Genomic DNA, 26103 nt, shown 5'->3' with positions numbered 1-26103 from the left:
CGCCCGGTCGCCGGGTGCCTGGGAGGATGCCGGCGCCGGGTTCATCGCTCCTACGGACGTCACGTTCGCGCCAGCTGAGACACCCGCTGCGGCGAGATCCCCATGAGGGTCGCGATGTCGCGCATCGGCAGTCCGTCACGTCGCATCGTGCTGACGGCCTCCCGCGATGCGCGGGCCACGGCTTCCTCGGCCTCGGCGGCGGCACGGGCGCGCGCCTTGTACTCGTCCACGAGGCCGACGTACTTCGCGTCCGCGACCGTGATGTCGACGGTGAAGTCCGATACGGGCCGTCCCGCCATGAGGGACGCGGCGTCGAGGATCATCGGTTCGAGTTGATCGATCCGCTTCGCCTGGGTGCCGCATTGGTGGCCATCGACGTCGAAGAACGCGATCCACCATCGCTGGCCGCGCTCGACCTTGGCGTTGATCCGCGTCGTCATGATTCCTCCTGCAGCGTCGACCGGCAGTTCCTGATGATGCTCCGCGCGAGCGACTCGTCCACTTCGCGATGTCGCGGGATCGTCGTCATCCACGGCCCGATACGGGCCTTCGTGTGGCTGCCCCCTTCGGCGAGGACGAGGTCGAGGCGGACTTCCCCCGCGATCCGCTTCAATATTCGGATGAGTTCGCGTCGCCTCACGAAAGTCTACCCCCCTAGTGCCTGGAAACAATGCCTATTGCCTTAAGGGAGTGGCAAGGGAAGCGACTCCGCGCCGGCTCGGTCGACGCTAGGGCCGGCGTCGAGGTCCGCCCAGCGCGTCCACCCTCGTCTGTGGACGGGACGCGAGGCGCGGACGAGCTGTGGATGATCCCCTCTCGCACCACCCGCCGACCCCGTCCTCGTGAGCGCCGCGCGCTGACCTAGGATGAGCGCATGATTGATGTCCGCGCACTCCGTGACAATCCCGAGCCCGCCCGCGCCTCACAGCGCGCTCGCGGCGGCGACGTCGAGCTCGTCGACCGCATCATCGAGGCCGACGCCCAGCGCCGCACCTCCCTCCAGGAGTTCGAGGCGCTCCGCGCCTCCCAGAAGGAGGTCTCGAAGTCCGTGGGCAAGGCCTCGAAGGAGGACCGCCCGGCCATCCTCGCCAAGGCGAAGGAGCTCGCCGAGCAGGTGAAGGCCGCCGAGGCGCGCGCGAACGAGGCCGACGCCGAGGCCGACCGCCTCGCCCGCCTTCTTCCCAACCTCGTCCTCGAGGGCGTCCCGACCGGCGGCGAGGAGGACTACGTGGTCCTGCGCCACGAGGGCCCCGCGGTCCGCGACTTCGCGGCCGAGGGCTTCGAGCCCGCCGACCACCTCGCCATCGGCGAGGGCCTCGACGCGATCGACATGAAGCGCGGCGCGAAGGTCTCCGGAACCCGCTTCTACTACCTCAAGGGCATCGGGGCTCGCCTCGAGCTCGCCCTCATGACGATGGCGCTCGACCAGGCCGTCGCCGCGGGCTTCACCCCGATGATGACCCCGACGCTCGTCACCCCGGCCGTCATGGGCGGCACCGGGTTCCTCAACGAGCACTCCGACGAGATCTACTACCTCCCCGCCGACGACCTCTACCTCACGGGCACGTCCGAGGTCGCCCTCGCCGGCTACCACGCCGACGAGATCCTCGACCTCGGGGCCGGCCCGAAGCGCTACCTCGGATGGTCGACCTGCTACCGCCGAGAGGCGGGCTCGGCGGGCAAGGACACCCGCGGCATCATCCGCGTCCACCAGTTCAACAAGGCGGAGATGTTCTCCTACTGCCGCCCCGAGGACGCCGAGGCCGAGCACGCCCGCTTCCTCGCCTGGGAGGAGGAGATGATCCGCAAGGTCGAGCTCCCCTACCGCGTCATCGACACGGCCGCCGGCGACCTCGGCACCTCCGCCGCTCGCAAGTTCGACTGCGAGGCCTGGCTGCCGACCCAGAACCGGTTCATGGAGGTCACCTCGACCTCGAACTGCACGACCTTCCAGGCCCGCCGCCTCGGGATCCGCGAGCGCCGCGAGGACGGGATGTACCCGGTCGCGACCCTCAACGGAACGCTCGCGACGACCCGCTGGATCGTCGCGATCCTCGAGAACCACCAGATGGCCGACGGCTCGGTGCGCGTGCCCGAGGCGCTGCGCCCCTACCTCGGCGGCCTCGAGGTCCTCGAACCCGTCAAGTGACCGAGCCCGACGCCCCGATCCGCAACCTCGTCTCGCCTCCCCCCTCGGGGGAGGCGCCGATCCCGTTCGAGACTCTCGTCGCCGCGGCGCGCGCCGCCCTGCCCGCGGACATGCCGACCGATCCGAGCCGGATCCTCGTCGGGATCGACCTCGACGGGACGGTCCTCCTGCCGACCGGGGCGTCGGTGCGCGTCCGAGAGGCGATCCGCGACGCCGCCGACGCGGGACTCCACGCGGTCATCGCGACCGGGCGCTCGCTCGAGGCGACCGCCCCCGTCCTCGATCAGCTCGGCGACCCGAACGGGTGGGCGGTCTGCTCGAACGGGGCGATCCGCGTCCACTTCGCCGGCGGATCGAACGGGGAGGCCGCGTCCTCGGAGATCATCACCTTCGACCCGACCGAGCTCATCGACCTCGTCGTCGCCGAGATCCCCGGCGTGCTCGTCGGACTCGAGGTGCCCGGCTGCTTCCTCCTCTCCGGGGACTTCCCCGCGGGCGAGCTCATCGAGGAGCACCGGGTCGCGCCGCTCGAGGACCTGCGCGGCGTCGACACGATCAAGCTCGTCATCCGCGCGCCCGAGATGGACCGCGACGACTTCGACGCCGAGCTCGTGCGGATCGGCGTGCCCGCGGGATGGGAGTGCTCGGTCGGGTGGACGAGCTGGGCGGACGTCCTCCCACTCGGCGTCACGAAGGCGATGGGGCTCGAGTCCCTCGCCGAGGAGCTCGGCGTCCCGCGCGCGGGCACGGTCGCGATCGGCGACGGGACGAACGATCTGCCGATGATCCGCTGGGCGAACTTCGGGGTCGTCATGGGCGGCGCCTCCGCCGACATCAAGGCCGAGGGCGACCACGTCACCGGAGCGGTGGAGAACGACGGGGCGGCGGCCGTCATCCGCGCGCTGCTCGATCACTGCGGGGTGCCGCGGCGCTGAAGCCGCGGAGGGCCTCGCGCCCTCGATTCCTCCCGTCGAGAACCCACGCTCGATTGCTGACGGGGTAGCGGGGTGAGCGTTCACAGTGGCAGAATTCCCCCGACGGTCAACGACGACACAAGGAGGGCGCATGTCCGCGTCAGGCAAGGAACTCATCGAGAGCGGGCGCACGGCGCTCGGCATCGAGTTCGGATCCACCCGCATCAAGGCGGTCCTCATCGGACCCGACCACGAGGTCCTCGCCTCCGGCGGCCACTCCTGGGAGAACCAGCTCGTCGACGGCCTGTGGTCGTACTCGCTCGCCTCCGTCCGGGAGGGCCTCCAGGACGCCTACGCCTCCCTCGTCGCGAAGGTGAAGGAGCAGTACGGCGTCGTTCCGACGACCTACGGCGCGCTCGGCGTCTCCGCGATGATGCACGGCCACCTCGCCTTCGACGCGAACGGCGAGCAGCTCACCCCCTTCCGCACCTGGCGCAACACCAACACCGGCCGCGCCGCCGAGGAGCTCATCGGCGCCTTCGACTTCAACATCCCGCTCCGCTGGTCGATCGCCCACCTCCACCAGGCCGTCATCGACGAGGAGACCCACGTCCCCTCGATCGCCTCGATCAACACCCTCGCCGGCTGGGTTCACGAGCAGCTCACCGGCCGCCGCGTCCTCGGCGTCGGCGACGCCTCGGGCATGTTCCCCATCGATTCGACGACCGGCACCTACGACGCCGCGAAGATCGCCGCCTACGACGCCCTCGTCGCCGAGCGCAGCCTCCCGTGGTCGCTCATCGACCTCCTCCCCGAGGTCCTCCCCGCGGGCGCCGAGGCCGGCGCCCTCACCGAGGCCGGCGCGCTCCTCCTCGACCCGACCGGCACCCTGAAGCCGGGCGTCCCCTTCTGCCCGCCCGAGGGCGACGCCGGAACCGGCATGGTCGCCACGAACTCCGTCGCCCAGCGCACCGGCAACATCTCCTGCGGCACCTCCGTGTTCCTCATGGTCGTCCTCGAGAAGGCGCTCGAGCGCCTCCACACCGAGGTCGACATGGTGACGACCCCCGACGGCTCGCCCGTCGCGATGGTCCACTCGAACAACGGCGCCTCCGAGATCGACGCGTGGGTCGCGATGTTCGTCGAGTTCGCGAAGCTCGCGGGCCACGAGATCTCCGTGCCCGAGGTCTACGACCTCCTCTACTACCACGCGCTCGAGGGCGACGCCGACGGCGGCGGCCTCCTCGCCTACAACACCCTGTCCGGCGAGCCGATCATCGGCCTCGACGGCGGGCGCCCGCTCTTCACGCACACGCCCGACGCGGTCTTCACGCTCGCGAACGCCGTGCGCGTCCAACTCATGAGCATCTTCGCTGCCGTCCGCATCGGCCTCGACATCCTCGGCGCCGAGGGCGTCGCCCTCGACAAGCTCTTCGCCCACGGCGGCCTCTTCAAGACGCCGGGCGTCGCGCAGAAGATCCTCGCCGATGCGCTCGGCATCTCCGTCTCCGTCGGCGCCACCGCCGGCGAGGGCGGCGCCTGGGGCATCGCGGTCCTCGCGCAGTACGCGGTCGCGAAGGACGAGGGCGAAACGCTCCCCGCCTACCTCGACGGGAAGGTCTTCGCCGGCGCCGAGGCGAGCGTCATCGACTCCGACCCGGCCGACCACGAGGCCTACGACCGCTTCCTCGAGCGCTACCGCACGGCGCTCCCGGCGGTCCAGGCGGCGGCCGACAACTCCTGATCGAGCCCTTAGCGGCGCCGGACCCTTCGGGGTCCGGCGCCGCTTCTCATGTATTCGGTGCTCCATCGATTCTCGACCCGCCAGTGGGGGTGTCGGCACTGTCCGACTGGCGGCGTCGGTGTCGGGCTCTGGCTGCGGGGATGCGGAGGGCGAGTCCACAGCTCGTGTAGTGGGGTGGGCTGTGTTACACGCGGGTCATAGTATCGGTGAGTCGCTGGAAGGAGTGGGGATGGGTGTGGGGGTCGTGCGTGTGTGGACTGAGCTTCTTCGGGAGTGCAGTGGTGTGGTGGGTGAGGCGTACATGAGCATGGCGCGCGTGTGGTTTGACGATCTGCCTGACTTGGGCTCGTCGACGACGCCTGCTCAAACGGTTGTTGATTCGGCGTCGTCCGGGGTGCGGGAGACGGCGCGGTCGCTTGAGCAGTTGTCGACGTCGATGGCCGAGGCGGCGAATTCTTTTGAAGAGCTTGAGGAGCAGATTCGTTCAGGTTTCGTGTCGGAGATGGCGGCGTTCGATGCGTAGGGGCGTGCGGTGAACGGGGGCGTGGATTGCCGCGTGCGAGTGGCCTCGGGGGTGCCGGTGGCCGCTGCCGTGTCCTTGGGGTCGGAGTTGGGCAAGCTCGTGGATGCGCGGGAGTGTTTGAGCGTGGTGCGTTCGTCGTTCGCGGAGGTGGGATGCGGGCGGACGATGACGGCGATTCGCGAGTCGGTGGACGTGCAGCTGTCGGCGGTCGAGTCGGAGTGTGCGCGGTTGGCGGTGTTGATCGTGGGTTTGGAGGTGTTGGGTGAGGATCTGGGTGTGGTCGAGTCGGGGCTGTATGCGGTGTTGATGGATGCTGATCAGCGGGGGTTGTCTGTTGTCGATGGGTGCGTGCGTCCTCCGCTCGGGTCGGATCCGGAGTATGCGGTGAAGCGGTTGGCGTTTACGCGGTTGATGAGGGTGGTGGCCGGTCTTCGTGATGTTGAGGCGGCGGCGCATGCGCAATTCGTTGAGGCGTGCAAGGATGCGCACGTGTTGCCGACAGAGGCTGTGAAGGCGGCGGAGGAGTGGCAGAAGGGTGTCGTCGCGGCGAGGAGTGCGGGGGTGTCGGCGGCGTGGGCGACGGCGGAGCTTCCCGGGGTGGGATTCGTGTCTCCGGATTCGGCAGCGCGTAAGGCGAAGCTTGAGGCGATGATTCTTCGGGGGAGTCGCCGCAAAAGCTGATGGATTTCGTGGACGGCGTTCATGCGGCGCGCGTCGCTGGCGAGTCGACGACGGTGGGCCGGTGGTCGGCGCGGCTGCGGGATGCGGTTGCGAAGACGCATTATTCGAACTGGGTCGCCGTTGCGGGTGAGACCTCTCTGGCAGGGCGGGCGTTGCAGGCGGGTCGGGGGCTTCTCAAGGGCGCAGGCGTCGTCGGGGGGATTCTCACGGGGTGGTCTGTGGTGGACAACGGGTATGAGCAGGTGCGTGATGATTCGATCGACCCGTCCTTGACCGGTGGGGAGCGGGTGGCCCGGGCCGCTACTCATGGGCTCCTCGAAGGCGGCCTCGAGTCGGTCGGCGAGACGGTTGGTTCTCTGGGCGGGGCGATCCTGAGTGTTCGGGGCGGCCCGGCCGCCATCGGCGCGGGGTTCGTCGAGGGCGGGGAACAGGGTGGTGAGGTGTTGAGGAGACTCGGCGGAGCGGGGGCCGATGCTGCTGACTCGTTCATCATTCATCCGCTCCTCGGTAAGGGGGACGCGGGCTCGTGACGAGTACAGAACTCCTTCAAGCGATCGCCTTCAATGCGGGCATGTGGTTCTTGTGGGCGGTGGCGATGTTCACCGACACTGAGATCGGGCGCGCCGCTAACGCGATTGGCGGTGCTTTCGGTCGGGGAGTGATTTCCGGGCTCTTCCCCCTTGGAGCCCTCGGCGTCACCTGCGTGATCATTTGCATGCTCATCGAGCCGACGGGCTATTTTGCGACGATTCCCGGTGTGGTGTTCTTCGGGTTGATGAGCTTGACGGCCGTGGTGGCGACATTTGCCGGGTTGGTCGTCTGGATTTTCGATGTGCAGTTGCCGGCGTGGGCGTATCCGGAGTATTACGCGGCCAGGCGCGCGCAGGGTCGTGCCCGGGTCCAGGCGGATGTGGAAGGAGTCGACATGATTCACGTCGACTCCCATCCCAGTCCAGAGGGTGTGGGAGTGAGGGTCACGCCCGAGCTGGTGAGCCCGAACGTGCTGCGTGTTCACCGTCCCTGGTTGTGGTGCAACTCGGCTCTGCGGTCCGTGGTCATCACGGTGAACAACGTCCCGGTCGGGCGGATCTGGAATGGCCAGACTCGTCTTTTCCCCCTGCCCAAAGGCCTTGTCGCTGTGTTCGCGTCGTTGGACTGGACCAGATCGAACATCGTGTACGCGGTCCTGCCGGCCGGTCGCACGGTCAATCTGACCTTGACTTTCGCCAGCCCGGATCGGATGATCGCGAGCCCCACCACGTACATGCGCCTGGATCCCACCGACCCCGCCGACGTGCTCCCGCCCCGCCCCGATTGCGAATAACCCCGCGCCGGCCGTCCGGGAACGGCAGGGCGCCGCTCACCCGAGAGCCACTCGCCGACAGGCCCAGACCCGCAGGCGCGCGAAACACCCCGGAGTGAACATCTCCTATCGCAGCTCCGCCTCGATCGCGTCGGCGAGGATCCGCGCATGAGTCCGCTGGACGTCGCGGGCGGCGAAGAGCAGGGTGAGCGTTCCCTCTCGGGCGAAGTCGGCGAGGCGCGCGACCTCGGGATTCCCGTCGAGTTCGGCCGCGTACTCGGCGCGGAAGGCCGCGTCGTCGATCCCGGCGGAGTGCCACGCCGTGCGCAGCCGGGGGCTCGGCGCCACCTCCTTCGCCCATTCGTCGAGGACGAGGGCGTCCTTCTTCACGCCCCTCGGCCACAGACGATCGACGAGGACGCGGCGCCCGTCCTCCGGGGAGGGGTCCTCGTAGACGCGCTTGAGTCGAATGCCCATGCCCCGGACTCTACGCGCCCGCCCGCCGACCGACCCGTTCGCCGGGTCCCGGAGCGCCGGGGTCGGCCTCGTCGCCCGGAATCCGATGGCGCGCCGGGCCGCTACGATGGCGCCCATGGGTAAAGCAAGCCGCCGCAAGAAGGTCGCGAATCCCGCCGCGATCCCGGCCTTCCGCGCACCGATTCCGTTCGTCGCCCGCCCCTTCGAGGGGCTGGCCCGCGAGGTCGAGCTCGTCGCCATGCGCGAGATCCTCCCCGCCGCCGTCATGACCGCTCGCACCGACGCCGCGCACGGTGCCGTCGAGTTCGACCTCGTCACGCTCCTGCCCGACGGGCACCCGGCGATGGTCCGCGCCGACGGCCGGATCCTCGTCGCCGCGCAGACGCGCTTCAACTCCGCGGACCTCTCGCACGACGCGGGCGCCGCGGTGCTCGCCGCCATCGCGAAGAAGGAGGCCGGCGAGGACGGCATCGTCGACATCGACGTGCGCGAGCCCTCCGAGCGCCTCCAGGACGTCCTCGACCCCGAGGGCTTCGGCGAGCTCGAGATCGTCGAGGACTTCCGCTTCTGGCTCGACCCGCGCGAGGAGTTCGACGAGCACACGCTCCACGCCCTCGAGGAGAACCGCGAGGAGATCATCCCGACCGTCGCCGTCCCGGGCGTGGAGGGGATGTTCTGGTGCGAGATGAACCGGAACTTCGTCCGCTACGTCCTCGGCGTCGAGGAATCGGCCCTGTTCAACGGCCTCGCCCGCCTCGCCGTCGCCGGGAAGGCTCGCCTCACGGAGGGCTCCCGCTTCGTCGGCGCCTTCCGCGCGTGCGGCATCGCGATCCCCGTCTTCGAGCTCGCCGAGGGCGAGACCGCGGACGACGTCGCGAAGGACGCGGCCGCCTTCGCGGCCGCGCTCGAGTCGGCGCTGGAGTCGACCGAGCCCTTGTCTGCCGAGGAGCGCCGCGCCCGCCAGGGCATGGTCTCGCGACAGGTGACGATTCGCTGAACGCCGCCGGCTCCGGCTCGTCCTCACGGGCCGGAGCCGGGTCGCTCGGTAAACTTGAAGGGTGAATCTTCCGGGCAGCGCCGACCGATCCGCCCCGCAGCGCGTGGCGGCCATCATCCCCGCCCACAACGTCGGGCACGACGTCGCCTCGACCGTGCGGGCGTGCCGGGCGATCCCGGGGGTCGACCTGTTGATCGTCGTCGACGACGGGTCCGACGACAACACCGGCGCCTCGGCCCGCGCCGCAGGCGCCGTCGTCGTCCGCCACTCCGTCGAGCGCGGCCGCGCTTCGGCGATCGAGACGGGCGTCAAGGTCGCGGCGATGCGCGATCGGGCCGACTGGCCGCCGCGCCTCCTCCTCATCCTCAACGCCGACCTCGGCGAGTCCGCGGTCGAGGCGACCGCCCTCGTCGAAGCGGTGATGACCGGCGAGGCCGACGTCGCCTGCGCCGTCCCGGCCGTGTCCGACGCGCGCATCGCGCATTCGCGGGCGAAGGCCCTCGCCCGTCACGTCATCCGGAGGGCGACCGGCTGGGAGCCGACCTCGCCGCTCGCGCCCGTTCGCTGCGCGACCCGCGAGGCCGTCCAGGCGGCGATGCCCTTCATGAACGGCTACGGGCTCGAGGTCGCCTCGACGATCGACATCCTCGTCGCGGGCCTCTCGATCGTCGAGATCCCCTGCCACTTCGAGCGCACCGGCGCCGATCGGACGCTCGGCGACTTCAACCGCTCGGCGCGCTTCACGGAGGCGGCGATCGCCTCGGCGCGCAAGACCTTCCACCGCGTCCGCATTCCCGCCGAGAAGCGCATCCACGCGACCGGCCACCAGGGCATCGGGATCCCCTACCCGCGGCCCGCCCGCGAGAGGATCGCCGAGGCCGCCGCCCTCGCGGACGAGGGCGGGGCGGAGAACCCGGACGGATCGTCGCCCTCCGCCGACTGATCGGGCCGCCCGGCCCTTCTTGGAGGGCCCGTCTCATGCGGCTTCCCGCCCGCGCGGGCGATCTGGGCCACAGGTAGGCTGACCGCGACCCCCGGACCTGTCGAAGGAGACGCGCATGAGCGACGCCAGCGGCCTCACCACCGATGTCATCTACACGTGGACGGACGAGGCGCCGATGCTGGCGACCCACTCCCTCCTCCCGATCGTCGAGGCCTTCGCGAAGCCCGCCGGGGTCTCGATCGGCACCGCCGACATCTCGCTCGCGGGGCGCATCCTCGCGGCCTTCGGATTCGCCGAGGACGATCTCGCCCGGCTCGGCGCGCTCACCGCCTCGCCCTCGGCGACGATCATCAAACTGCCGAACATCTCCGCGTCCCTGCCGCAGCTCAAGGCGGCCATCGCCGAGCTTCGGGCGGCGGGCTTCGACGTCCCCGAGTACCCGGACGCGCCCTCGACCGACGCCGAGCGAGAGGCCCGCGCGAAGTACGACGCCGTCAAGGGGAGCGCCGTCAACCCGGTCCTGCGCGAGGGCAATTCGGATCGGCGCGCGCCGCTCGCCGTCAAGGCCTACGCCCGCTCCCACCCGCATTCGATGGGCGCGTGGTCGCCCGACTCGAGGACGCGCGTCGCGACGATGGGCGCCGGCGACTTCCGGCACAACGAGCGCTCGGTCCTCGTCCCCGAGGCGGGCGTCCTGCGGATCCGACTCGTCCCGGCCGACGGGTCCGAGCCCGTCGTCCTGCGCGAGTCCCTGCCGGTGACCGCCGGAGAGGTCGTCGACGCGACCGCGATGTCCGCCGCAGCGCTCGACGCGTTCCTCGCCGAGCAGGTGCGCGCGGCGAAGGAGGACGACGTCCTCCTGTCCGTCCACCTCAAGGCGACGATGATGAAGGTCTCCGACCCGATCATCTTCGGCCACGCCGTCCGCGCCGCCCTGCCTTCGACCTTCGCGACCTACGGCGACGTCCTCGCGGCCGCGGGCCTGCGCGCCGACGACGGCCTCGGCGCGATCCTCACAGGACTGGAGGACCTGCCCTTGGGCGCCGAGGTCCGCGCCGCCATCGACGCGGACCTCGCCGAGGGGCCCGCGATCTCCATGGTCGACTCGGACCGCGGGATCACGAACCTCCACGTGCCGAGCGACGTCATCATCGACGCCTCGATGCCCGCGATGATCCGCAATGGCGGCAAGCTGTGGGACGCGACGGGCGCGAAACGCGACACCCTCGCCGTCATCCCCGACTCGTCCTACGCCGGCGTCTACGAGGCGGTCATCGAGGACTGCAAGGCGAACGGCGCCCTCGATCCGACGACGATGGGCACGGTCCCCAACGTCGGCCTCATGGCCCGCAAGGCCGAGGAGTACGGCAGCCACGACAAGACCTTCCTCATCGACCGCGCTGGAACCGTCGAGGTCGAGGTCGTCTCCGGCGCGGGCGCCGAGCCGGGGACGGTGCTCCTCTCCCACGAGGTCGCCCCCGGCGACATCTGGCGCGCCTGCCAGACGCAGGACGCGCCCGTGCGCGACTGGGTGCACCTCGCCGTCGTCCGCGCCCGCGCGACCGGCGCCCCCGCCGTCTTCTGGCTCGACCCGGAGCGCTCCCACGACACGGTGCTCAAGGGCCTCGTCGAGACGTACCTCGGCGATGAGGACGCCGAGGGCCTCGACATCCGGATCCTCGACCCGGTCGCCGCGACGAGGCTGTCGCTCGAGCGCGCCCGCCGCGGCGAGGACACGATCTCCGTCACCGGCAATGTCCTGCGCGACTACAACACCGATCTCTTCCCGATCCTCGAGGTCGGGACGAGCGCGAAGATGCTCTCCGTCGTCCCGCTGATGAACGGCGGCGGCCTCTACGAGACGGGCGCCGGCGGCTCCGCGCCCAAGCACGTCCGCCAGCTCCTCGAGGAGAACTACCTGCGCTGGGACTCCCTCGGAGAGTTCCTCGCGCTCGCCGAGGCCCTCCGCCACGTCGCCGAGTCGAGCGGGAACCAGAAGGCGACCGTGCTCGCCGACGCGCTCGACGCCGCGACGACGACGCTCCTCGAGGAGGACCGCTCTCCGGCTCGCCGCCTCGGCGGCATCGACAACCGCGGCTCGCACGCGTGGCTCGCCCTCTACTGGGCGAAGGAGCTCGCCGCGCAGAGCGCCGACCCGGAGCTCGCGGCGGCGTTCGCGCCGGTCGCTGAGAAACTCGAGGCCGCGAACGAGGCGATCCAGGCCGAGCTCGTCGCCGTCCAGGGGCGCTCCGTCGAGATCGGCGGCTACTACCGCCCGGACGACGAGGCGACCGATGCCGTCATGCGCCCGAGCGCGACCTTCAACGCGATCATCGACGCGCTCTGACGCGCCGATGAGCAACGGCCCCCGGGCGCCTCAGGCGCCCGGGGGCCGTGCATTCAGCGAGCGGTCCGGCCGGGAATCTCGGCCCGCCCATCCTCGCGTCAGCCCGCCGTGCGGAGCCGGAGCGAGTTGAGGACGACGAACACCGAGGAGAACGCCATCGCCGCCGACGCGAGCATCGGGTTGAGGAGTCCCGCGATCGCGAGCGGGATCATCGCGACGTTGTAGGCGAACGCCCAGAAGAGGTTCCCCTTGATGATCGCGAGGGTGCGGCGCGAGACCCGGATCGCCGTCGCGGCGCTCGTGAGCTCGGAGTTGACGAGGGTGATGTCGGCGACCTCGATCGCGACGTCCGTGCCCGAGCCCATCGCGATGCCGAGGCCCTTCGCGCCCGCCTGGGCGAGCGCCGCGGCGTCGTTGACGCCGTCCCCGACCATCGCGACGACCTTCCCCTCGTCCTGGAGGGAGGCGACGACGTCGCGCTTCTCATCGGGCATCACCTGGGCGATGACGCGGGAGATCCCGACCTCGTCGGCGACGTAGCGCGCGGCAGCCTCGTTGTCGCCGGTGAGGAGCACCGGCTCGATCCCGAGGTCGCGCAGCGCGCGGATCGCCTCGGGGGAGGAGGGCTTCACGGCGTCGCGGACGACGAGGACGGCGAGAACGTCCCCGCCCTCGAGCCGGGAGGGGAGGACTCGGCGGACCGAGGCGGCCTCCGGTTCCCCGTCGGTGGAGGCGGCGGCCCCGGCCTCGTCGATCGCGGACGCGGCCTCCGTGCGGGTGAGGACGGTGCCCTCGTAGCCGGCGGCGTCGACGACGGCCTCGAGCTCGGCGTCGGTGTGCGGGGAGGTGAGGGTGATCGTCGCCGATTCGGTCGCGAGGTTGACGGCGGCGGAGACGCCCTCGAGCTTGCCGAGCTTGCGCTCGACGCGGCGGACGCAGGACGCGCACGTCATGCCCTGGACGTTCATCGTGATCGTCGCGAGGGGGAGCGGGTCGTCCGGGCCCGGCAGGTCGATCGCGGGGGCGGCGTCGGTCGACGGGGCGTCGGCGGCGGGGGCGGCGTCCGACCAGCCACCGACGAAGGCGGCGACGACGGCGGAGGCGCCGGTCGACTCCGCGGTCCCGAGCGCTTCGCGCGCATCGGCGGAGAGCTCGACGCCCATGGATTCCAGCCAGGAGGCGCGGCCGACGAGGGCGAGGCCGCGCTCCCCGGACGGGGGGGAGACGAGGCCGGAAACGCCGAGGCCCGCGTGGTTCGTGAAGGCCGAGACCTCGGCGGGGGCGATCCCGCGGGTCTGGGCGCCCGCGACGATCGCGCGGGCGACGGGGTGCTCGGAGCCGGATTCGACTCCGGCCGCGAGGGCGAGGGTCGCGTCCTCGTCGATGAGATCCCCTCGCCGCGGCAAGGTGATGCTTTCGGCGCCCGAAGGTGATGCTTTCGCGGAATCAGAGGGGGCGGAGGAGGCGGGGAGGACCGCCTCGAGGGTCATGCGCCCGGTCGTCACCGTGCCCGTCTTGTCGAGGACCATCGTGTCGATCGTGCGGGTCTGCTCGAGGATCTCGGCGGACTTGATGACGACGCCGAGCTGTGAGGCGCGGCCCGAGCCGACGAGGAGCGCCGTCGGGGTCGCGAGGCCGAGCGCGCAGGGGCAGGCGACGACGAGGACGGCGACCGCGGCCGTGAAAGCCGCCTGGAGCGAGGCGCCCGCGATCAGCCACCCGACGAGCGTGAGCAGCGAGATCCCGATGACGAGGGGGACGAAGATGCCGGAGATCCGGTCGGCGAGGCGCTGGACCGGGGCCTTGCCCGCCTGGGCCTCGGTGACCATCCGGCCGATCCTCGCGAGCGCGGTGTCGGCGCCGACGCGGGTCGCGCGGACGACGAGGGAGCCCCACGTGTTGACGGTCGCGCCGGTCACCGGGTCGCCGACGCTCACGTCGACGGGGACGGACTCGCCCGTGAGGAGGGAGGTGTCGAGCGCGGAGTCGCCCTCTTCGACCTCGCCGTCGGTCGCGACCTTCTCGCCCGGGCGGACGAGGAACAGATCGCCCACCTCGAGCGCGGAGACGGGGACGAGGACCTCGCGGCGCTTCCCGGCCTCGTCGGTCTCGAGCCGGGTCGCCTCCTTCGCGCCGAGCTCGAGGAGCGAGCGCAGCGCGTCGCCGGCGCGGTAGCGGGCGCGCGCCTCCATCCACCGGCCCGTGAGGAGGAAGACGACGATCGTGCACGCGCCCTCGAAGTAGATCTCGGCGTGGCCGGACATCGAGGCGCGCGGGATGAGCGTCATCGACATCCGCATCCCGAGTTCGCCGGCGCCCCCGAAGAGGAGGGCCCACCAGCTCCACAGGGCCGAGGCGATGACGCCGAGCGACACGAGCGTGTCCATCGTCGTCGAGCCGTGGCGGCCTGCGGCGAAGGCCGCCTTGTGGAAGGGCCAGGCGCCCCAGGTGGTGACGGGGATCGAGCAGGCGGCGACGACCCACTGCCAGCCGGTGAACTGCCAGGCGGGGACCATCGAGAGGACGAGGGCGACGAGGGCGAAGGGCGCGGAGACGACGAGTCGGCGTTCGAGGCGCTCGGCGTGCGCGCGGGCGCCCTCCCCGACCTGCGGGGTCGTCGGCTCGTCGATGCGAGCTGCGGACATGATGAGGCTTTCTGCTACCGCTTTCCGGGGCCCGCTCGAAACGGTCGGGCGGGCCCGGGCGCGGGGGCTCGGTCGGTCCTGCGGCGCCGCCTGCGCGGGGCGTTCGGCCGGCCAGTGGCGTCCTCGCCGTGGGGTGGGCGACGAGGGCGGGGCCGCGGGCGGGAGCGCGCGGTTCGGGGATTCAGGGGATCAGAAGTCGCGGGTGATGCCGACGAGCTCGAACCCGGCCTCGGAGACCGCGTCGCGGAGGGCGTCGTCGTCCACACCCGTGTCGGTGAGGACGGTGACCTTCGAGGTGGCGCCGGAGTTGAGGATGACGTCGACGTGCTTGACGCCGGGGACCTCCTCCAGCTCCTCGGTCACGGACATCACGCAGTGGCCGCAGGTCATGCCGTTGACGGCGAGCTCGACGGTGCGATCGATTTCGATGGTCATGGGTTCCTCCTGGGAAGCGGTGGGCTGTGGGTCGGTGCGTCGATCGGGCGGTCAGGACTTGATGAGCCTGGCGATCGCCTTCGTCGCCTCTTCGATCTTCTCGCGGCCCGCCTCGTCCGACTGCTTCGCGGCGTTTGCGACGCAGTGGTTCATGTGGTCCTCGAGGAGGCCGATGGCGACGGAGTCGAGGGCGGACTGGACGGCGGACATCTGGGTGAGGATGTCGATGCAGTACTCCCCTTCGGAGACCATGCGCTGCAGTCCGCGGACCTGCCCCTCGATGCGGCGGAGCCTGGCGAGGTAGCGGTCCGTGGAGGTCGAGTACCCGTGGGGCATTCCGTCTCTCCTTCTCGTTCCGACGTCCTTGACCATACCCCTAGGGGGTATGAGTGTCAATGGATGCCGCGTCACTCGCCTCCGCCGCTCCGGCCCGCCGCCCCGACCTCGTCGATCCGCGTCGGCCGTCCGCCGCGCCGCACGGGATGCCCGTCGCGCGCCCGCCCCGCAGCCCTCCCGTTGCCGAACGCGGCGCGAGGATTACGCTGGAAGGTCAGGGCCCGGACGGGCCGAGGCGCCGCGGAAGGGGAGTCGAATGGCGACACGACGCCGACGCCCGCGGATCTACGCCCAGCGCCGCGTCCCCCAGTCCTACCCGCCCGCCTACGTCCGAGCGAAGCTCGTGCCCCTCGTCCCGGCGCTCGCCTCGATCGGCGCGCTCGGGCTCGCCGCCGAACTCCCTTTCCTCCCCGAGTCGTGGCGCGAATCCGCCAAGGCGCGCGCCTCCCGGATGGGCGCCGACGCCTCCGAGCGCTCGCAGAGGATCTTCTTCGACCAGCCCGGCCTCGACACCCTCTTCGTCCGCGGCCTTGCCGGGGCCGCCGGAGCCGTCTCGCGGGCGGGCGCCGCCGTCCTGCGGGCGCGGATCGCCCTCGACCCCGAGGGGCGGACGAAGGCGGGGGAGCGCGCCGCGCGGATGCTTCCACTCATCCCGCCGCGGGCCTACGACGCCCTCATGACGTCGATGCTCACGGTGTCGACGGCCGTCGGCGCGATGCGCGGCGGCGCCGTCCACGCCCACCTCCTGCGCGACTCCGCCGACGAGCCGGCCGCGAAGCCCGCCCGCAAGGGCCGTCCGAAGGCGCAGCTGCGGCGCGTCAAGGCGCCGCGGACCCTCGGCGACCTGTGCGCCGACATCGACGACATGTACTGGTCGATGACCGCCGGCACCACCGTCAAGATCACCCGCGTCGGCGAGGGCGCGGCCAGGCGGTGGCTCGTCTCCCTTCCGGGCACGGCCCACATGGACTTCGAGACCGACGAGAACCCCGCCGACATGGAGTCGAACATCCGCGAGATGATCGGCCTCGAGTCGGCGATGCGCGTCGGCGTCGTCGCCGCGATCCACGACGCGATGGCCCGCGACGGCGTCGCGAAGGAGGACTTCGCGAAGGAGCCCGTCCTCATGTGCGGGCACTCGCAGGGCGGGATCGTCGCCGTCGCCCTCGCCTCGATGCCGCCTGAGAAGGCGGGGGTCGACGTCCAGGCGATCCTCGCCGAAGGGGCGCCGGCCAGGCGGATCCGCATCCGCCCCGACGTCGAGATGGTGTCGGTCGCCCACGACCAGGACGTCATCCCCTCGATGGACGGGACGCCCGCGCGCTCGCCCGACCGTCGGGTCGTCGTCGGCCGCAGCCTCGTGCGCCCGAAGAAGTCGCCCCTCTACTACGCGCACTCCTCGGCGACCTACACGGAGACCGTCCGCCACCTCGAGCGGAAGGTCCGCGTCGCGCCCTGGGGGAGGCTCGCCTCCGCGGTCGCCGCCCTCACGGACTACCTCCCGCAGGCCGACGAGGAAACGCGGGTCCTCTTCTACGAGGTGTGGCAGGAGGTCCTCGAGCCGACCCGTCGCGACACCTTCGACGCCTTCGTCGCCCTCGATCGGGCCGACGACTTCCAGCCGGTCGAGTACGCGTCCGCGTGGTCGCCGGCACCCCTCATCGATCGCCCCGCTCCGCCCGCGAAGCGATTCGCCGGCGTCGGGGTCGGACCCAAGGGGCGCGAGGACGCGCCCGCCGACGGGGCGAGCCCCGCAACCGGAAGGACGACGCCATGACCGAGCCGACCCCTCAGCCCTGGGGCGAAGTCGCCCGCTGGATGCGAGAATCCACGCCCGTCAACAAGGGGACCCTCGACGGGGTCGGGCGGCGCCTCCCGCAGCTCGCCAACCCCGTCCTCATCGGCGCGCTCGGCGTCGGCGCCCTCGGCGCGGGCATCGCGATGCGGGCGATGCGCCCCTCGCGGCGCCGGGGCCGCTCCTCGCGCTTCCGCACGCTCGTCCTCGCGACGGCCGACGATGCGATCCGCTCGCGCGTCGCCGAGCTCGACCCCTCGACCCCGATCGACGTGTCCGCCGACGTCGGCGAGGGATTCGGCAAGCCCGCGCTCGCGAGCTTCGACATCGTCCTCCCGCGCGGCCTCGAGGTCGCCCCCGACGCCCTCGTCGACCTTCTCGACGTCGCGACGCGGGCGGTCTGGGACAACAGGGAGCTCGCACCCCTCGCGATCCGCGGCAGGGTCCTCGCCGAGGACCCGTCCTCCTCCTGCGATTCCGCGATGGACCAGGGCGGGGCGCCAGAGTCCGACTCGATGGAGGAGAGGAGCGCCGGGCGCTCGATGAGCCGCGCCGGTGCGCGGGCGGTCGATGGAGACGCGCCGGACGGGGCCGCAGTCGACCCTGCACAGGACTCCGGAGAGACGAGCGCGATCGTCCTCGCGGACATGACGGCGCTCGGGTTCGTCGACGAGACCGCGCGTCCCTCGGACCTCTTCGCCCGCTACGGGGCGCCGGCGTCCGACCCGAATTGGCACCCCTGAGCCCTTCTTGGCCTTGCCGCCGCCCCCGCCTCTTCTCCGCCCCGCTTCCCCCTCGCCGAGAGCATTACCTTTCTCCGTCGAAAGCATTACCTTCGAGCGTCGAGGGGATGCGGCTCGACGTTGTACCCGCAGAAATGCACACAGTATCTCCGTCAGTCGAGGTGGAGCAGGGCTCGGATCTGCACTTTCCTCAGGGCATCCTTCGGGCGGCCCTCCGCGAGGGCCGAAACTGTGTGCGGATTTGCAGTAGGGGCACCGGAGACGTACGAGGCGCATGACGTCGTGCGGCACGGAGCATGACGTCGGGGGAGTGGAATGGGCGGGTGGCCCGAACGGTGAGCGACCCGATTAGCGGACGGCTTCGAGGACGTAGGGCGTCGAACAGGTGACGGCGACGAGGCCGGAGCGCTCGGTAGATCCCGCGGCCCCGGAACTCCGGATCGGTGACACCGCCCCACAGGCCGGCGCAGTCGGAGCCCTCGACCGGTTCGAGGCGCCCGCACGACACGATCCGTCCGGCGACCCGCGCGACGTGCACCTGCGGCCCGGGCACGCCCCGGGCCCGGGCCCGCTCGATGTCGTCGAGCACCTGGCCCGCCCGATCGAGGTCGGGCTCGCGGCCGAAGAGGCGGTCGGCGGTCGAGAGCGCCACGAGGATCGCCTCGCGCCCCGACACCCTTTCGAGCACGACCCCGTCCGGAATCGGCGCGCCGAGGAGTCCCTCGGCCGGGCCGAGCATCACCGACTCCTCGTCCTCCGCGGAGAAACCCGCCGCGAACAGCGCGTTCTCGAGGCCCGGGATGTCGTCGTGGGCCCTCGTCTTCCACTCGATCGAGGACGCGGCCTCGTCCTCGAAAATCGCGAGGGCGCAGGGGACGAGGGACGGGATCGCGGCCGCCTCCGCGTGGGAGGGATGGCCGTAGGTGACGAAGCCGTGGCCACCGGGGAAGACCGCGCAGTGGAGCGGGCCGAGGCGGCGCACGACGCGCGCGCCCGCGGTCTCGGAGTCGGTGCGGAGCTGCGCGTCGTAGACGGCGAGAAGTGCGGCGGCGTCGATCACGGGAGCACTCGACGGCGCGGTCGGCGGCTCCGGTCCGAACCGGCAGCTCCCGGCGGGAGATCCGAGGCGCCCGGCGGTATCCTCGGGGCGACCGACGGCGCTCGGCGCCGAGGAGATCGACGAGGACGAAGCGGAGGGCCCGTATGGCGGGGATGCTCGAGACCGTAGGCGGAACGATCGACGACGGCGTTCCCGGCGCCGGGCGGAACTCGTCCGCCGCGGCCGGCGCTGAAAGGACCGCCCCCGACGGAGCCGCAGGGGAGCCGAAGCGCGCGTGGTGGCGCAACTCGGTCGCCTACCAGGTCTACGTCCGCTCCTTCAAGGACTCGAACGGCGACGGGCTCGGCGACCTCGCCGGCGTGCGTGAAGCCCTTCCCGCCCTCGCCGACATGGGCGTCGGCGCCGTGTGGCTCAACCCCTGCTATCCCTCGCCCCAGCACGACCACGGGTACGACATCGCCGACTACCGGGGGATCAACCCCGACTACGGGACGTTCGCCGACTTCGACGCGCTCGTCGAAACCGCGCACTCGCTCGGCGTCCGCGTCCTCATGGACATCGTCCCCAACCACTCCTCGAACGAGCACGCGTGGTTCCGCGAGGCCCTCGCCGCCGCCCCCGGCTCTCCCGCGCGCGACCGCTTCCTCTTCGCCGAGGGCGAGGGCGCGGACGGGTCCGAGCCGCCGAACGACTGGACCTCGATCTTCGGCGGGCCCGCCTGGGACCGGGTCGATGACGGCACGGAGAACCCGCAGTGGTACCTCCACCTCTTCGACTCGACCCAGCCCGACTTCAACTGGCGCAACCCCGAGGTCCGCGCGGAGTTCCTCTCCGTCCTCGCGTTCTGGTTCGACCGCGGCGTCGACGGCTTCCGCATCGACGTCGCCCACGGGCTCGTCAAGGCGCCCGAATTCCCCCGGGGTCGAGGGGTCGACCAGTCGGCCCTGTGGACGCAGCCCGAGCTCTTCGACGTCTACCGCGAGTGGCGCGAGCTCGCCGAGTCCTACGACCCGCCGAAGTACTTCGTCGGCGAGGCCTGGGTCGACGATCCCGCGAGCCTCGCGCGGTTCACGGCGCCCGGGGAGCTCCAGCAGTCCTTCGCCTTCGACCTCCTCGTCCAGCCGTGGTTCGCGCACCGGCTGCGCGCCTCGATCCAGCGCTCGCTCGACGTCGCGGGAGCCGAGGACGGGCCAGCGTGGGCGCTCGCGAACCACGACGTGTTCCGCCTCGTCACGAGGCTCGGGCAGGTCCCGGTCGACAAGGACCCCGATCCCTTCGACATGCTCGCCGACGCGCGGCGCCGCACGCCGGTCGACCTTGCCCTCGGAGTCCGGCGTGCGCGGGCGGGGGCGGCTCTCATGCTCGCCCTGCCCGGCACCGCCTTCGTCTACCAGGGTGAGGAGCTCGGACTCGACGAGGTCCTCGACCTGCCCGACGAGGCGCGCGAGGACCCGATGTGGATCCGCACGGGCGGCGCGGAGATCGGCCGCGACGGCTGCCGCGTGCCCCTTCCGTGGACGTCCGCCGGCTCGTCGATGGGTTTCGGTCCCGAGGGCGGGGCGGCGCCCTGGCTCCCCCAGCCCGACCGATTCCGGGCGCTCGCCAGGGACGTCCAGGAGGCCGACCCGGACTCGATGCTCGCCCTCTACCGTCGTCTCGCGCGCCTGCGCCCCTCGCTGCTCGGCGACGCCCACCGGGTCGAGTGGATCGACGTCGGCGCCCCGTCGGTCCTCGCCTTCCGTGCCGGGGAGCTCGTGTGCGCGACGAACACGGGCGCGGCGGACGAGGCGTTCGACGCGCCCGAGGGCGCCGAGTTCCTCCTCAACACCGCCGGGGCCTCGGCTCCGGGGGTGCTCGCGGCCGATTCGACGAGCTGGTGGCGCCTCCCGCGCTGATCGCGGCGCCGCGCTGCGCGCTGTCATGCTCGTAGCGCATCAGCGCCCTGGTGGAGGGGTTGGCGACAATCGGAGGGGGTATGAGTCCTCCACGTGTCGGGAACCCCTCCACTTGGCGTTATGGTGCTCACCAGACCGCCCCTCCCATTGGCCGCCGGCGCCCTGGTGGAGGGGTTGGCGACAATCGGAGGGGGTATGAGTCCTCCACGTGTCGTGAACCCCTCCAATTCGCGGGGTGGAGATCGTGAACCCCTCCAATTCGCGGGGCGGGGGCGAGGCCGCGGACGCGAACGGGCCGCGAGGCCGACCCGTCCTACGCTGAGCGGGTGAAATCCCGATCGACCGCGCTTCCCGCCCTCGCCCTCGTCGCCATCACGGCGGTGTGGGGGTCGACGTTCTTCATGATCAAGGATCTCGTCGTCTCGGTCCCGCCGCTCGACTTCCTCGGGGTGCGCTTCGTGATCGCCGCCGCGGGGGTCGCGCTCTTCGCCGGGCGCCGCCTCGTCTCGTGCTCTCGACGCACCTGGACCCGCGGACTCGCGGCGGGCGCCGTCTACGCGTCGGCGCAGATCCTCCAGACCTACGGGCTCCAGACCGCGGACGCGTCGGTGTCGGGCTTCATCACGGGGATGTACGTCGTCCTCACGCCGGTCCTGCTCTTCCTCGTCTTCCGCGCGGAGACGGGCCGGCGCGTGTGGCTCGCGGTCGTCCTGTCGACCGTCGGGCTCTCGGTTCTCTCGCTCGACGGGTTCTCCGTCGGGATCGGCGAGTTCCTCACCCTCCTCGGCGCCCTCCTCTACGCGGTCCACATCGTCCTGCTCGGCCGCTGGGCGGGCGAGGAGAAGGGCGTCGATCTCGCCTCGATCCAGATGATCGCGATCGGCGCGATCTGCGGCGTCGCCTGCCTTCCGGGCGGCGTCGCGCTCCCGAGCGGACCGGGCGGATGGGCCGCGGTCCTCTACATGGCGCTCGTGTCGGGCCTCCTCGCCCTCATCGTCCAGACCTGGGCGCAGGCGCGCATCCCCGCGGCTTCGGCGGCGGTCATCATGACGACCGAGCCGGTCTTCGCCGCCCTCTTCGGCGGGGAGTCGCTGACGTGGCGCCTCGCGCTGGGCGGCGGCCTGGTCCTCGGGGCGATGCTCCTCGCCGAGCTCGCGCCCTCCTCCGCTCCCATCGACGAGGGCGCGGCCCCGTCCTCGTCGATCAACGACGACGAGGCGCGCGGACTCGAGGCCGCCCTCGATCCTCGAGAACGGTGACAAACGGTAACAGCTCTGCTGAGTGAGCGTTCACCCCGGTTCTCGCGGCCGAATGGCGCTCCTATAGTGTTCCTCCCCATCAGGCACTCGATGAAGAGGAGACACAGTGGTCCCCGTGTACTGCGTCGAGAACCTCGCCCGGACAGGCGGTCCGGTCGCGTTCGTTCTCGCTCTCGCCCTCGTCGCCGGCGTCGTCGGCGCGGCGCTCATCGCGCGACGGAGGAGGGCCGCCCTCGGGGCGTTCCTCCTCATCGCGCTCGTTCCCGCCCTCGCGCTCGCGCCGACGCGCGCCGAGGCCTCCGCCCAGGCCGGGAAGGAGTGCCCCGCCGGCTACCACTACGTCGCCGGACGCGACACGACGATCTCCGCGCCCGCCGGGAGCACGCCGTCCGACGGGACGGGCGATTCGGCCGAGAAGCCCGGTACCGACACCCCCGCGCCGACCCCGGAGCCCGATCCCGAGCCCGCCCCGCGGCCCCGCTCGGACGCCGACGAGTCGTGGATGACGCCGCGGACCTCCTTCATGCTGAACGCCGACGGATCGACCGGCCTCACGGCCTCGGGCGAGGACCTCGTCAACTGGGACATCGCGAAGAAGACGATCCGCAAGTACATGAACGCCGACAAGAACGGCATCGCCGATAAGACGAACTCGCCGTACATCTCCGACGTCACCGCGATCACCGCCGCGAAGGCGCCCGAGATCGCCGCCGCCTGCACCGCCGCCCTCGCCGCTGGGAAGAAGCCCGCCGCCGTCTTCGACGCCGACGACACGACCCTGTGGACGTACGACATGGAGGACGGGTCGATGCACTTCAACTTCACGCCCGCCAAGCAGCAGGCGTGGTTCGACGCGAACGAGATGCCCGCGACCCCCGGCATGGTCGAGCTCGTCAAGACCCTCCACACGGCGGGCTGCGAGATCATCGGCCTCACCGGCCGCGCCGCGAACCAGCAGGACTACACGATCGCGAACCTCACCCACGCCGGCTACGTCGACCAGGACGGGAACCCCCTGTTCACGGCCGACAAGTACTACACGAAGTTCCTCTCCTCGACGCCGATGCCCGACTACCTCAAGGCCCAGGGCCGCTGCGACCTCGCGAAGAACAAGTGCACGACCGTCCAGTTCAAGGCGGGCACGCGCCAGCACCTCATCGAGGACCTCGGCTACGACATCGTCGGCAACTTCGGCGACCAGTGGTCGGACCTCCAGGGCGGGTACGCCGACGCGTGGGTGAAGCTCCCCAACGCCACCTACTACCTCCCGAGCCCCGACTTCCCCGAGTCGCAGGCCGCCGACGACGCCGCCGGCATGGCCCCCGCCGCGAGCGTCTACGAGGTCGCCCCCGACGGGTCCTCCGGCGCCGCGGACGGCGTGAAGGACTACCAGGTCCCGAACATGGACATCGTCAAGGCGTCGATCCGCGCGTACTACAACGCGAGCCGCGACTCCTCGCTCGGCCAGTACGTCGCCGACAAGTCCGAGTCGCCCTACATCTCCGAGCTCCTCGCCGTGACCTCGAAGGCGAAGGACGAGGTCGTCGCCGCCTGCCAGGCGGCGGTGGCCGCCGGCGAGAAGCCCGCGATCACCCTCGACGCGGACGACACGACCCTGTGGACCTACGACATGGAGGAGTGGCTCGAGTTCAACTTCAGCGCCGCGCTCCAGACGCAGTACCTCAAGACCGACTACCACGCGCTGCCGGCCACGCCCGGCATGGTCGACCTCGTCACCGCGGCGAAGGCCGCGGGCTGCGAGCCGATCGGCCTCACGGGCCGCTCCGACGACGTCAAGGAGGTCACGCAGCGCAACCTCACCGAGGTCGGCTACCCGCAGATCCCGTCCGAGCTCTACTTCACGAAGACCTCGTCGAAGGCGTCGGAGCTCCCGAGCTGGGTGACCTGCGCGGGCGAGAAGTGCACGACGATCGAGTTCAAGTCCTCGGTTCGCCGACACATCGAGAACGACCTCGGCTACCGCATCGTCGGTAATTTCGGCGATCAGTACTCCGACCTCATCGGCGGGTACTCGGACGTCGCTTACAAGCTCCCGAACCCCACCTACTACCCCCCCTGATCGGTCGGCCCCCCGCGCCCCCCCCGGCGCGGAGGGGAGCCTCGGGAAAGCGGTGCCCCCTCCGTCCATCCGACGGAGGGGGCACCGCTGTCTTATATACAACTCCCAGCCCACCAGACTAAGACGGATCTCGTATGCCGGCTTTTGCATGCCACACACACACAGACCCATCATCAANGGGCGCAGGGGCGGGGGAGATCCCCTCGACGCGCGAACGTGATGCTCTCGGTGGAGGGGGCGGGCGGTCAGCTCTCGCGGGGGAGGACCCAGAGCGCGATCTCCGGGGCGAGCCCGATGTAGGTCGCGGGCGTGAGGGCGAGGAGGCGCTCCTCGACCTCGGCGGGGAGGCCGAGCCCGGAGATGAAGTCGCGCATCTCGTCGGCGCCGACCTCGTGCCCGCGGGTGAGCTCCTTGAGGCGCTCGTAGGGGTTCGCCATGCCGGTCGCGCCGGCGATCGCGGCGGCGCGCATCGCCTGCTGGACCGCCTCTCCGAGGACGGCCCAGTTCGCGTCGAGGTCGGCGGCCATCCGGTTCGCGTCGATGTCGACGCCGTCGAGTCCGCGGACGAGGTTGTCGTAGGCGAGGACGGCGTGGCCGAGGGCGACGCCGATGTTCCGCTGCGTCGTCGAGTCGGTGAGGTCGCGCTGCATCCGCGAGGTGACGAGCGTCGAGGCGAGCGAGTCGAGGAGGGCCCCGGAGACCTCGAGGTTCGCCTCCGCGTTCTCGAAGCGGATGGGGTTGACCTTGTGCGGCATCGTCGACGAGCCCGTCGACCCCTGCGCGGCGAGGTTCTGGTGGAAGTAGCCCATCGAGATGTACGTCCAGCAGTCGGTCGCGAGGTTGTGGGCGATGCGGCCGGCGCGCGCGACGTCGGAGTAGAGCTCGGCCTGCCAGTCGTGCGACTCGATCTGCGTGGTGATCGGATTCCACGCGAGACCGAGCCCCTCGACGAAGTCGCGGGCGATGATCGGCCAGTCGGCGCCGGGCACGGAGACGACGTGGGCGGCCCACGTGCCGGTCGCGCCGTTGATCTTCCCGAGGTACTCGGCGTTCTCGACGCGGCGGATCTGACGGGACAGGCGGTGCGCGAAGACGGCCATCTCCTTGCCCATCGTCACGGGGGTGGCGGGCTGGCCGTGGGTGTGGGCGAGCATGGGGACGTGGGCGCCGGCCTCGGCGAGACGGAGGAGCCGCTCGAGGAGGGCGCGTGCCGCGGGGAGCCACACCTGCTCGATCGCGGCCTTGATCGTGAGCGCGTAGGCGAGGTTGTTGATGTCCTCCGAGGTGCAGAAGATGTGGACGACCTCGCGCAGGCGGGGCAGGGAGGTCGAGGGCCCGAGGACGTCGGCGGCCTTCTCGAGGCGTTCGCCGATGAGGTACTCGACGGCCTTGACGTCATGGCGGGTGACGGCCTCGAACTCGGCGAGGCGCGCGATCTCGGCGTCGGCGAACTCGCGGGGGAGGGCGCGCAGGTAGTCGCGCTCGGCGTCGGTGAGGTCCGGCGCTCCGGGGAGGACGCGGTGGTCGAGGAGGTGGATGAGCCACTCGATCTCGACGTGGACGCGGGCGCGGTTGAGGCCCGCCTCCGAGAGGTGGTTCGCGAGCGGCGCGACCGCCGCTCGGTAGCGCCCGTCGAGCGGGGAGAGGGGTTCGCCGGAGCCGGCGAGGTCGGCGTAGCCGTGGGCGGTCGAGAACAGGGTGGACCAGTCAGCGCTCATGCGCCCATCATCCCATCCCCCGCCCTCGTCCCGGGCGCGCGTCCGACCCCGCCGCGCGG

22 protein-coding genes are annotated in these 26103 nt (G+C 71.3%); 15 read left to right on the top strand and 7 right to left on the bottom strand.

The genetic code is table 11. The features are described 5' to 3' along the window. Positions 1–59: 59 nt before the first annotated feature. A complete protein-coding gene (locus DY157_RS08035) occupies positions 60–440 on the bottom strand; it encodes a hypothetical protein (protein ID WP_115728132.1) in 381 nt (126 codons plus the stop codon). 434 nt (positions 441–874) lie between these two features. Here DY157_RS08035 and serS point away from each other — a divergent pair, with 434 nt between their 5' ends. From serS to DY157_RS07995, 7 genes are all read left to right on the top strand, one after another. After that, complete coding sequence (serS, locus tag DY157_RS08025; protein WP_115728130.1) at positions 875–2149, top strand: serine--tRNA ligase; 1275 nt, start codon at positions 875–877, stop codon at positions 2147–2149. Further along, positions 2146–3084, top strand: coding sequence for an HAD family hydrolase (locus tag DY157_RS08020; protein WP_235827132.1), 939 nt, complete (start codon positions 2146–2148; stop codon positions 3082–3084). The genes serS and DY157_RS08020 overlap by 4 nt, the downstream gene beginning before the upstream one ends. Positions 3085–3214: 130 nt before the next feature. Then, positions 3215–4807, top strand: a complete 1593-nt coding sequence (locus DY157_RS08015) for a xylulokinase (protein ID WP_115728129.1) — start codon at positions 3215–3217, stop codon at positions 4805–4807. Positions 4808–5093: 286 nt separating this feature from the next. Then, on the top strand, positions 5094–5330 hold the full coding sequence (locus tag DY157_RS08010; protein ID WP_160159490.1) for a hypothetical protein: 237 nt from the start codon (positions 5094–5096) through the stop codon (positions 5328–5330). An 87-nt stretch (positions 5331–5417) separates the two neighbouring features. Continuing rightward, complete coding sequence (locus DY157_RS08005; RefSeq protein ID WP_160159489.1) at positions 5418–6011, top strand: hypothetical protein; 594 nt, start codon at positions 5418–5420, stop codon at positions 6009–6011. Further along, a complete protein-coding gene (locus DY157_RS08000; RefSeq protein ID WP_115728126.1) occupies positions 6011–6541 on the top strand; it encodes a hypothetical protein in 531 nt (176 codons plus the stop codon). Before DY157_RS08005 ends, DY157_RS08000 begins: the two co-directional genes overlap by 1 nt. A 41-nt stretch (positions 6542–6582) precedes the next feature. Then, positions 6583–7335: a hypothetical protein gene (locus tag DY157_RS07995; RefSeq protein ID WP_160159488.1), complete on the top strand. Its 753-nt coding sequence runs from the start codon at positions 6583–6585 to the stop codon at positions 7333–7335. Between the two features lie 105 nt (positions 7336–7440). Here the strand turns inward: DY157_RS07995 and DY157_RS07990 are convergent, their stop codons facing one another. Then, positions 7441–7791 (bottom strand): DUF488 domain-containing protein, encoded by a 351-nt coding sequence (locus DY157_RS07990; protein ID WP_115728124.1) that lies wholly within the window; start codon positions 7789–7791, stop codon positions 7441–7443. Positions 7792–7906: 115 nt separating this feature from the next. On the opposite strand from DY157_RS07990, the gene DY157_RS07985 reads away from it, so the two are divergent. From DY157_RS07985 to DY157_RS07975, 3 genes are all read left to right on the top strand, one after another. Continuing rightward, positions 7907–8788: a DUF5926 family protein gene (locus tag DY157_RS07985; protein ID WP_115728123.1), complete on the top strand. Its 882-nt coding sequence runs from the start codon at positions 7907–7909 to the stop codon at positions 8786–8788. A gap of 61 nt (positions 8789–8849) precedes the next feature. Further along, on the top strand, positions 8850–9731 hold the full coding sequence (locus DY157_RS07980; protein WP_115728122.1) for a glycosyltransferase: 882 nt from the start codon (positions 8850–8852) through the stop codon (positions 9729–9731). A gap of 115 nt (positions 9732–9846) precedes the next feature. After that, positions 9847–12078: an NADP-dependent isocitrate dehydrogenase gene (locus DY157_RS07975; protein WP_115728121.1), complete on the top strand. Its 2232-nt coding sequence runs from the start codon at positions 9847–9849 to the stop codon at positions 12076–12078. Between the two features lie 98 nt (positions 12079–12176). Here the strand turns inward: DY157_RS07975 and DY157_RS07970 are convergent, their stop codons facing one another. The 3 genes from DY157_RS07970 to DY157_RS07960 all read right to left on the bottom strand — a co-directional run bounded on the left by DY157_RS07970 (position 12177) and on the right by DY157_RS07960 (position 15494). Further along, entirely contained in the window at positions 12177–14723 is a 2547-nt protein-coding gene (locus DY157_RS07970) for a metal-transporting ATPase (RefSeq protein WP_115728120.1), read from the bottom strand. Between the two features lie 189 nt (positions 14724–14912). Continuing rightward, positions 14913–15158, bottom strand: a complete 246-nt coding sequence (locus DY157_RS07965) for a heavy-metal-associated domain-containing protein (protein ID WP_115728119.1) — start codon at positions 15156–15158, stop codon at positions 14913–14915. Between the two features lie 51 nt (positions 15159–15209). Further along, positions 15210–15494, bottom strand: a complete 285-nt coding sequence (locus tag DY157_RS07960; protein ID WP_115728118.1) for a metal-sensitive transcriptional regulator — start codon at positions 15492–15494, stop codon at positions 15210–15212. Positions 15495–15750: 256 nt separating this feature from the next. Between DY157_RS07960 and DY157_RS07955 the strand changes: the two genes are divergently transcribed. Beyond that, a complete protein-coding gene (locus DY157_RS07955) occupies positions 15751–17271 on the top strand; it encodes an alpha/beta hydrolase (protein WP_175578453.1) in 1521 nt (506 codons plus the stop codon). After that, positions 17268–18032, top strand: coding sequence for a pyridine nucleotide-disulfide oxidoreductase (locus DY157_RS11515; RefSeq protein WP_175578452.1), 765 nt, complete (start codon positions 17268–17270; stop codon positions 18030–18032). The genes DY157_RS07955 and DY157_RS11515 overlap by 4 nt, the downstream gene beginning before the upstream one ends. Before the next feature lie 190 nt (positions 18033–18222). Here DY157_RS11515 and DY157_RS07945 read toward each other — a convergent pair whose 3' ends face one another. Beyond that, on the bottom strand, positions 18223–19092 hold the full coding sequence (locus tag DY157_RS07945) for a GNAT family N-acetyltransferase (protein ID WP_115728117.1): 870 nt from the start codon (positions 19090–19092) through the stop codon (positions 18223–18225). A 152-nt stretch (positions 19093–19244) separates the two neighbouring features. Here DY157_RS07945 and DY157_RS07940 point away from each other — a divergent pair, with 152 nt between their 5' ends. The 3 genes from DY157_RS07940 to DY157_RS07930 all read left to right on the top strand — a co-directional run bounded on the left by DY157_RS07940 (position 19245) and on the right by DY157_RS07930 (position 24326). After that, a complete protein-coding gene (locus DY157_RS07940) occupies positions 19245–20987 on the top strand; it encodes a glycoside hydrolase family 13 protein (RefSeq protein WP_115728451.1) in 1743 nt (580 codons plus the stop codon). A 326-nt stretch (positions 20988–21313) separates the two neighbouring features. After that, a complete protein-coding gene (locus tag DY157_RS07935) occupies positions 21314–22246 on the top strand; it encodes a DMT family transporter (RefSeq protein WP_115728116.1) in 933 nt (310 codons plus the stop codon). Positions 22247–22352: 106 nt separating this feature from the next. After that, on the top strand, positions 22353–24326 hold the full coding sequence (locus tag DY157_RS07930) for an HAD family acid phosphatase (RefSeq protein ID WP_115728115.1): 1974 nt from the start codon (positions 22353–22355) through the stop codon (positions 24324–24326). Between the two features lie 245 nt (positions 24327–24571). On the opposite strand, the gene purB is transcribed toward DY157_RS07930, so the two are convergent. Beyond that, on the bottom strand, positions 24572–26044 hold the full coding sequence (gene purB / locus DY157_RS07925; protein ID WP_115728114.1) for an adenylosuccinate lyase: 1473 nt from the start codon (positions 26042–26044) through the stop codon (positions 24572–24574). Between the last annotated feature and the right edge of the window lie 59 nt (positions 26045–26103).

This window comes from Actinomyces culturomici, from assembly GCF_900499005.1.
GTDB classification, from domain to species: domain Bacteria; phylum Actinomycetota; class Actinomycetes; order Actinomycetales; family Actinomycetaceae; genus Pauljensenia; species Pauljensenia culturomici.
This window is presented reverse-complemented; position numbering and strand designations above follow the sequence as displayed.

What these genes read in the sequence shown, in the direction of transcription:
- DY157_RS08035 (WP_115728132.1), bottom strand. Translation starts at nt 440, where the DNA reads ATGACGACGCGGATCAACGCCAAGGTCGAGCGCGGCCAGCGATGGTGG.
- serS (WP_115728130.1), top strand. Translation starts at nt 875, where the DNA reads ATGATTGATGTCCGCGCACTCCGTGACAATCCCGAGCCCGCCCGCGCC.
- DY157_RS08015 (WP_115728129.1), top strand. Translation starts at nt 3,215, where the DNA reads ATGTCCGCGTCAGGCAAGGAACTCATCGAGAGCGGGCGCACGGCGCTC.
- DY157_RS08000 (WP_115728126.1), top strand. Translation starts at nt 6,011, where the DNA reads ATGGATTTCGTGGACGGCGTTCATGCGGCGCGCGTCGCTGGCGAGTCG.
- DY157_RS07995 (WP_160159488.1), top strand. Translation starts at nt 6,583, where the DNA reads ATGTGGTTCTTGTGGGCGGTGGCGATGTTCACCGACACTGAGATCGGG.
- DY157_RS07990 (WP_115728124.1), bottom strand. Translation starts at nt 7,791, where the DNA reads ATGGGCATTCGACTCAAGCGCGTCTACGAGGACCCCTCCCCGGAGGAC.
- DY157_RS07985 (WP_115728123.1), top strand. Translation starts at nt 7,907, where the DNA reads ATGGGTAAAGCAAGCCGCCGCAAGAAGGTCGCGAATCCCGCCGCGATC.
- DY157_RS07975 (WP_115728121.1), top strand. Translation starts at nt 9,847, where the DNA reads ATGAGCGACGCCAGCGGCCTCACCACCGATGTCATCTACACGTGGACG.
- DY157_RS07970 (WP_115728120.1), bottom strand. Translation starts at nt 14,723, where the DNA reads ATGTCCGCAGCTCGCATCGACGAGCCGACGACCCCGCAGGTCGGGGAG.
- DY157_RS07965 (WP_115728119.1), bottom strand. Translation starts at nt 15,158, where the DNA reads ATGACCATCGAAATCGATCGCACCGTCGAGCTCGCCGTCAACGGCATG.
- DY157_RS07960 (WP_115728118.1), bottom strand. Translation starts at nt 15,494, where the DNA reads ATGCCCCACGGGTACTCGACCTCCACGGACCGCTACCTCGCCAGGCTC.
- DY157_RS07955 (WP_175578453.1), top strand. Translation starts at nt 15,751, where the DNA reads ATGGCGACACGACGCCGACGCCCGCGGATCTACGCCCAGCGCCGCGTC.
- DY157_RS11515 (WP_175578452.1), top strand. Translation starts at nt 17,268, where the DNA reads ATGACCGAGCCGACCCCTCAGCCCTGGGGCGAAGTCGCCCGCTGGATG.
- DY157_RS07940 (WP_115728451.1), top strand. Translation starts at nt 19,245, where the DNA reads ATGCTCGAGACCGTAGGCGGAACGATCGACGACGGCGTTCCCGGCGCC.
- purB (WP_115728114.1), bottom strand. Translation starts at nt 26,044, where the DNA reads ATGAGCGCTGACTGGTCCACCCTGTTCTCGACCGCCCACGGCTACGCC.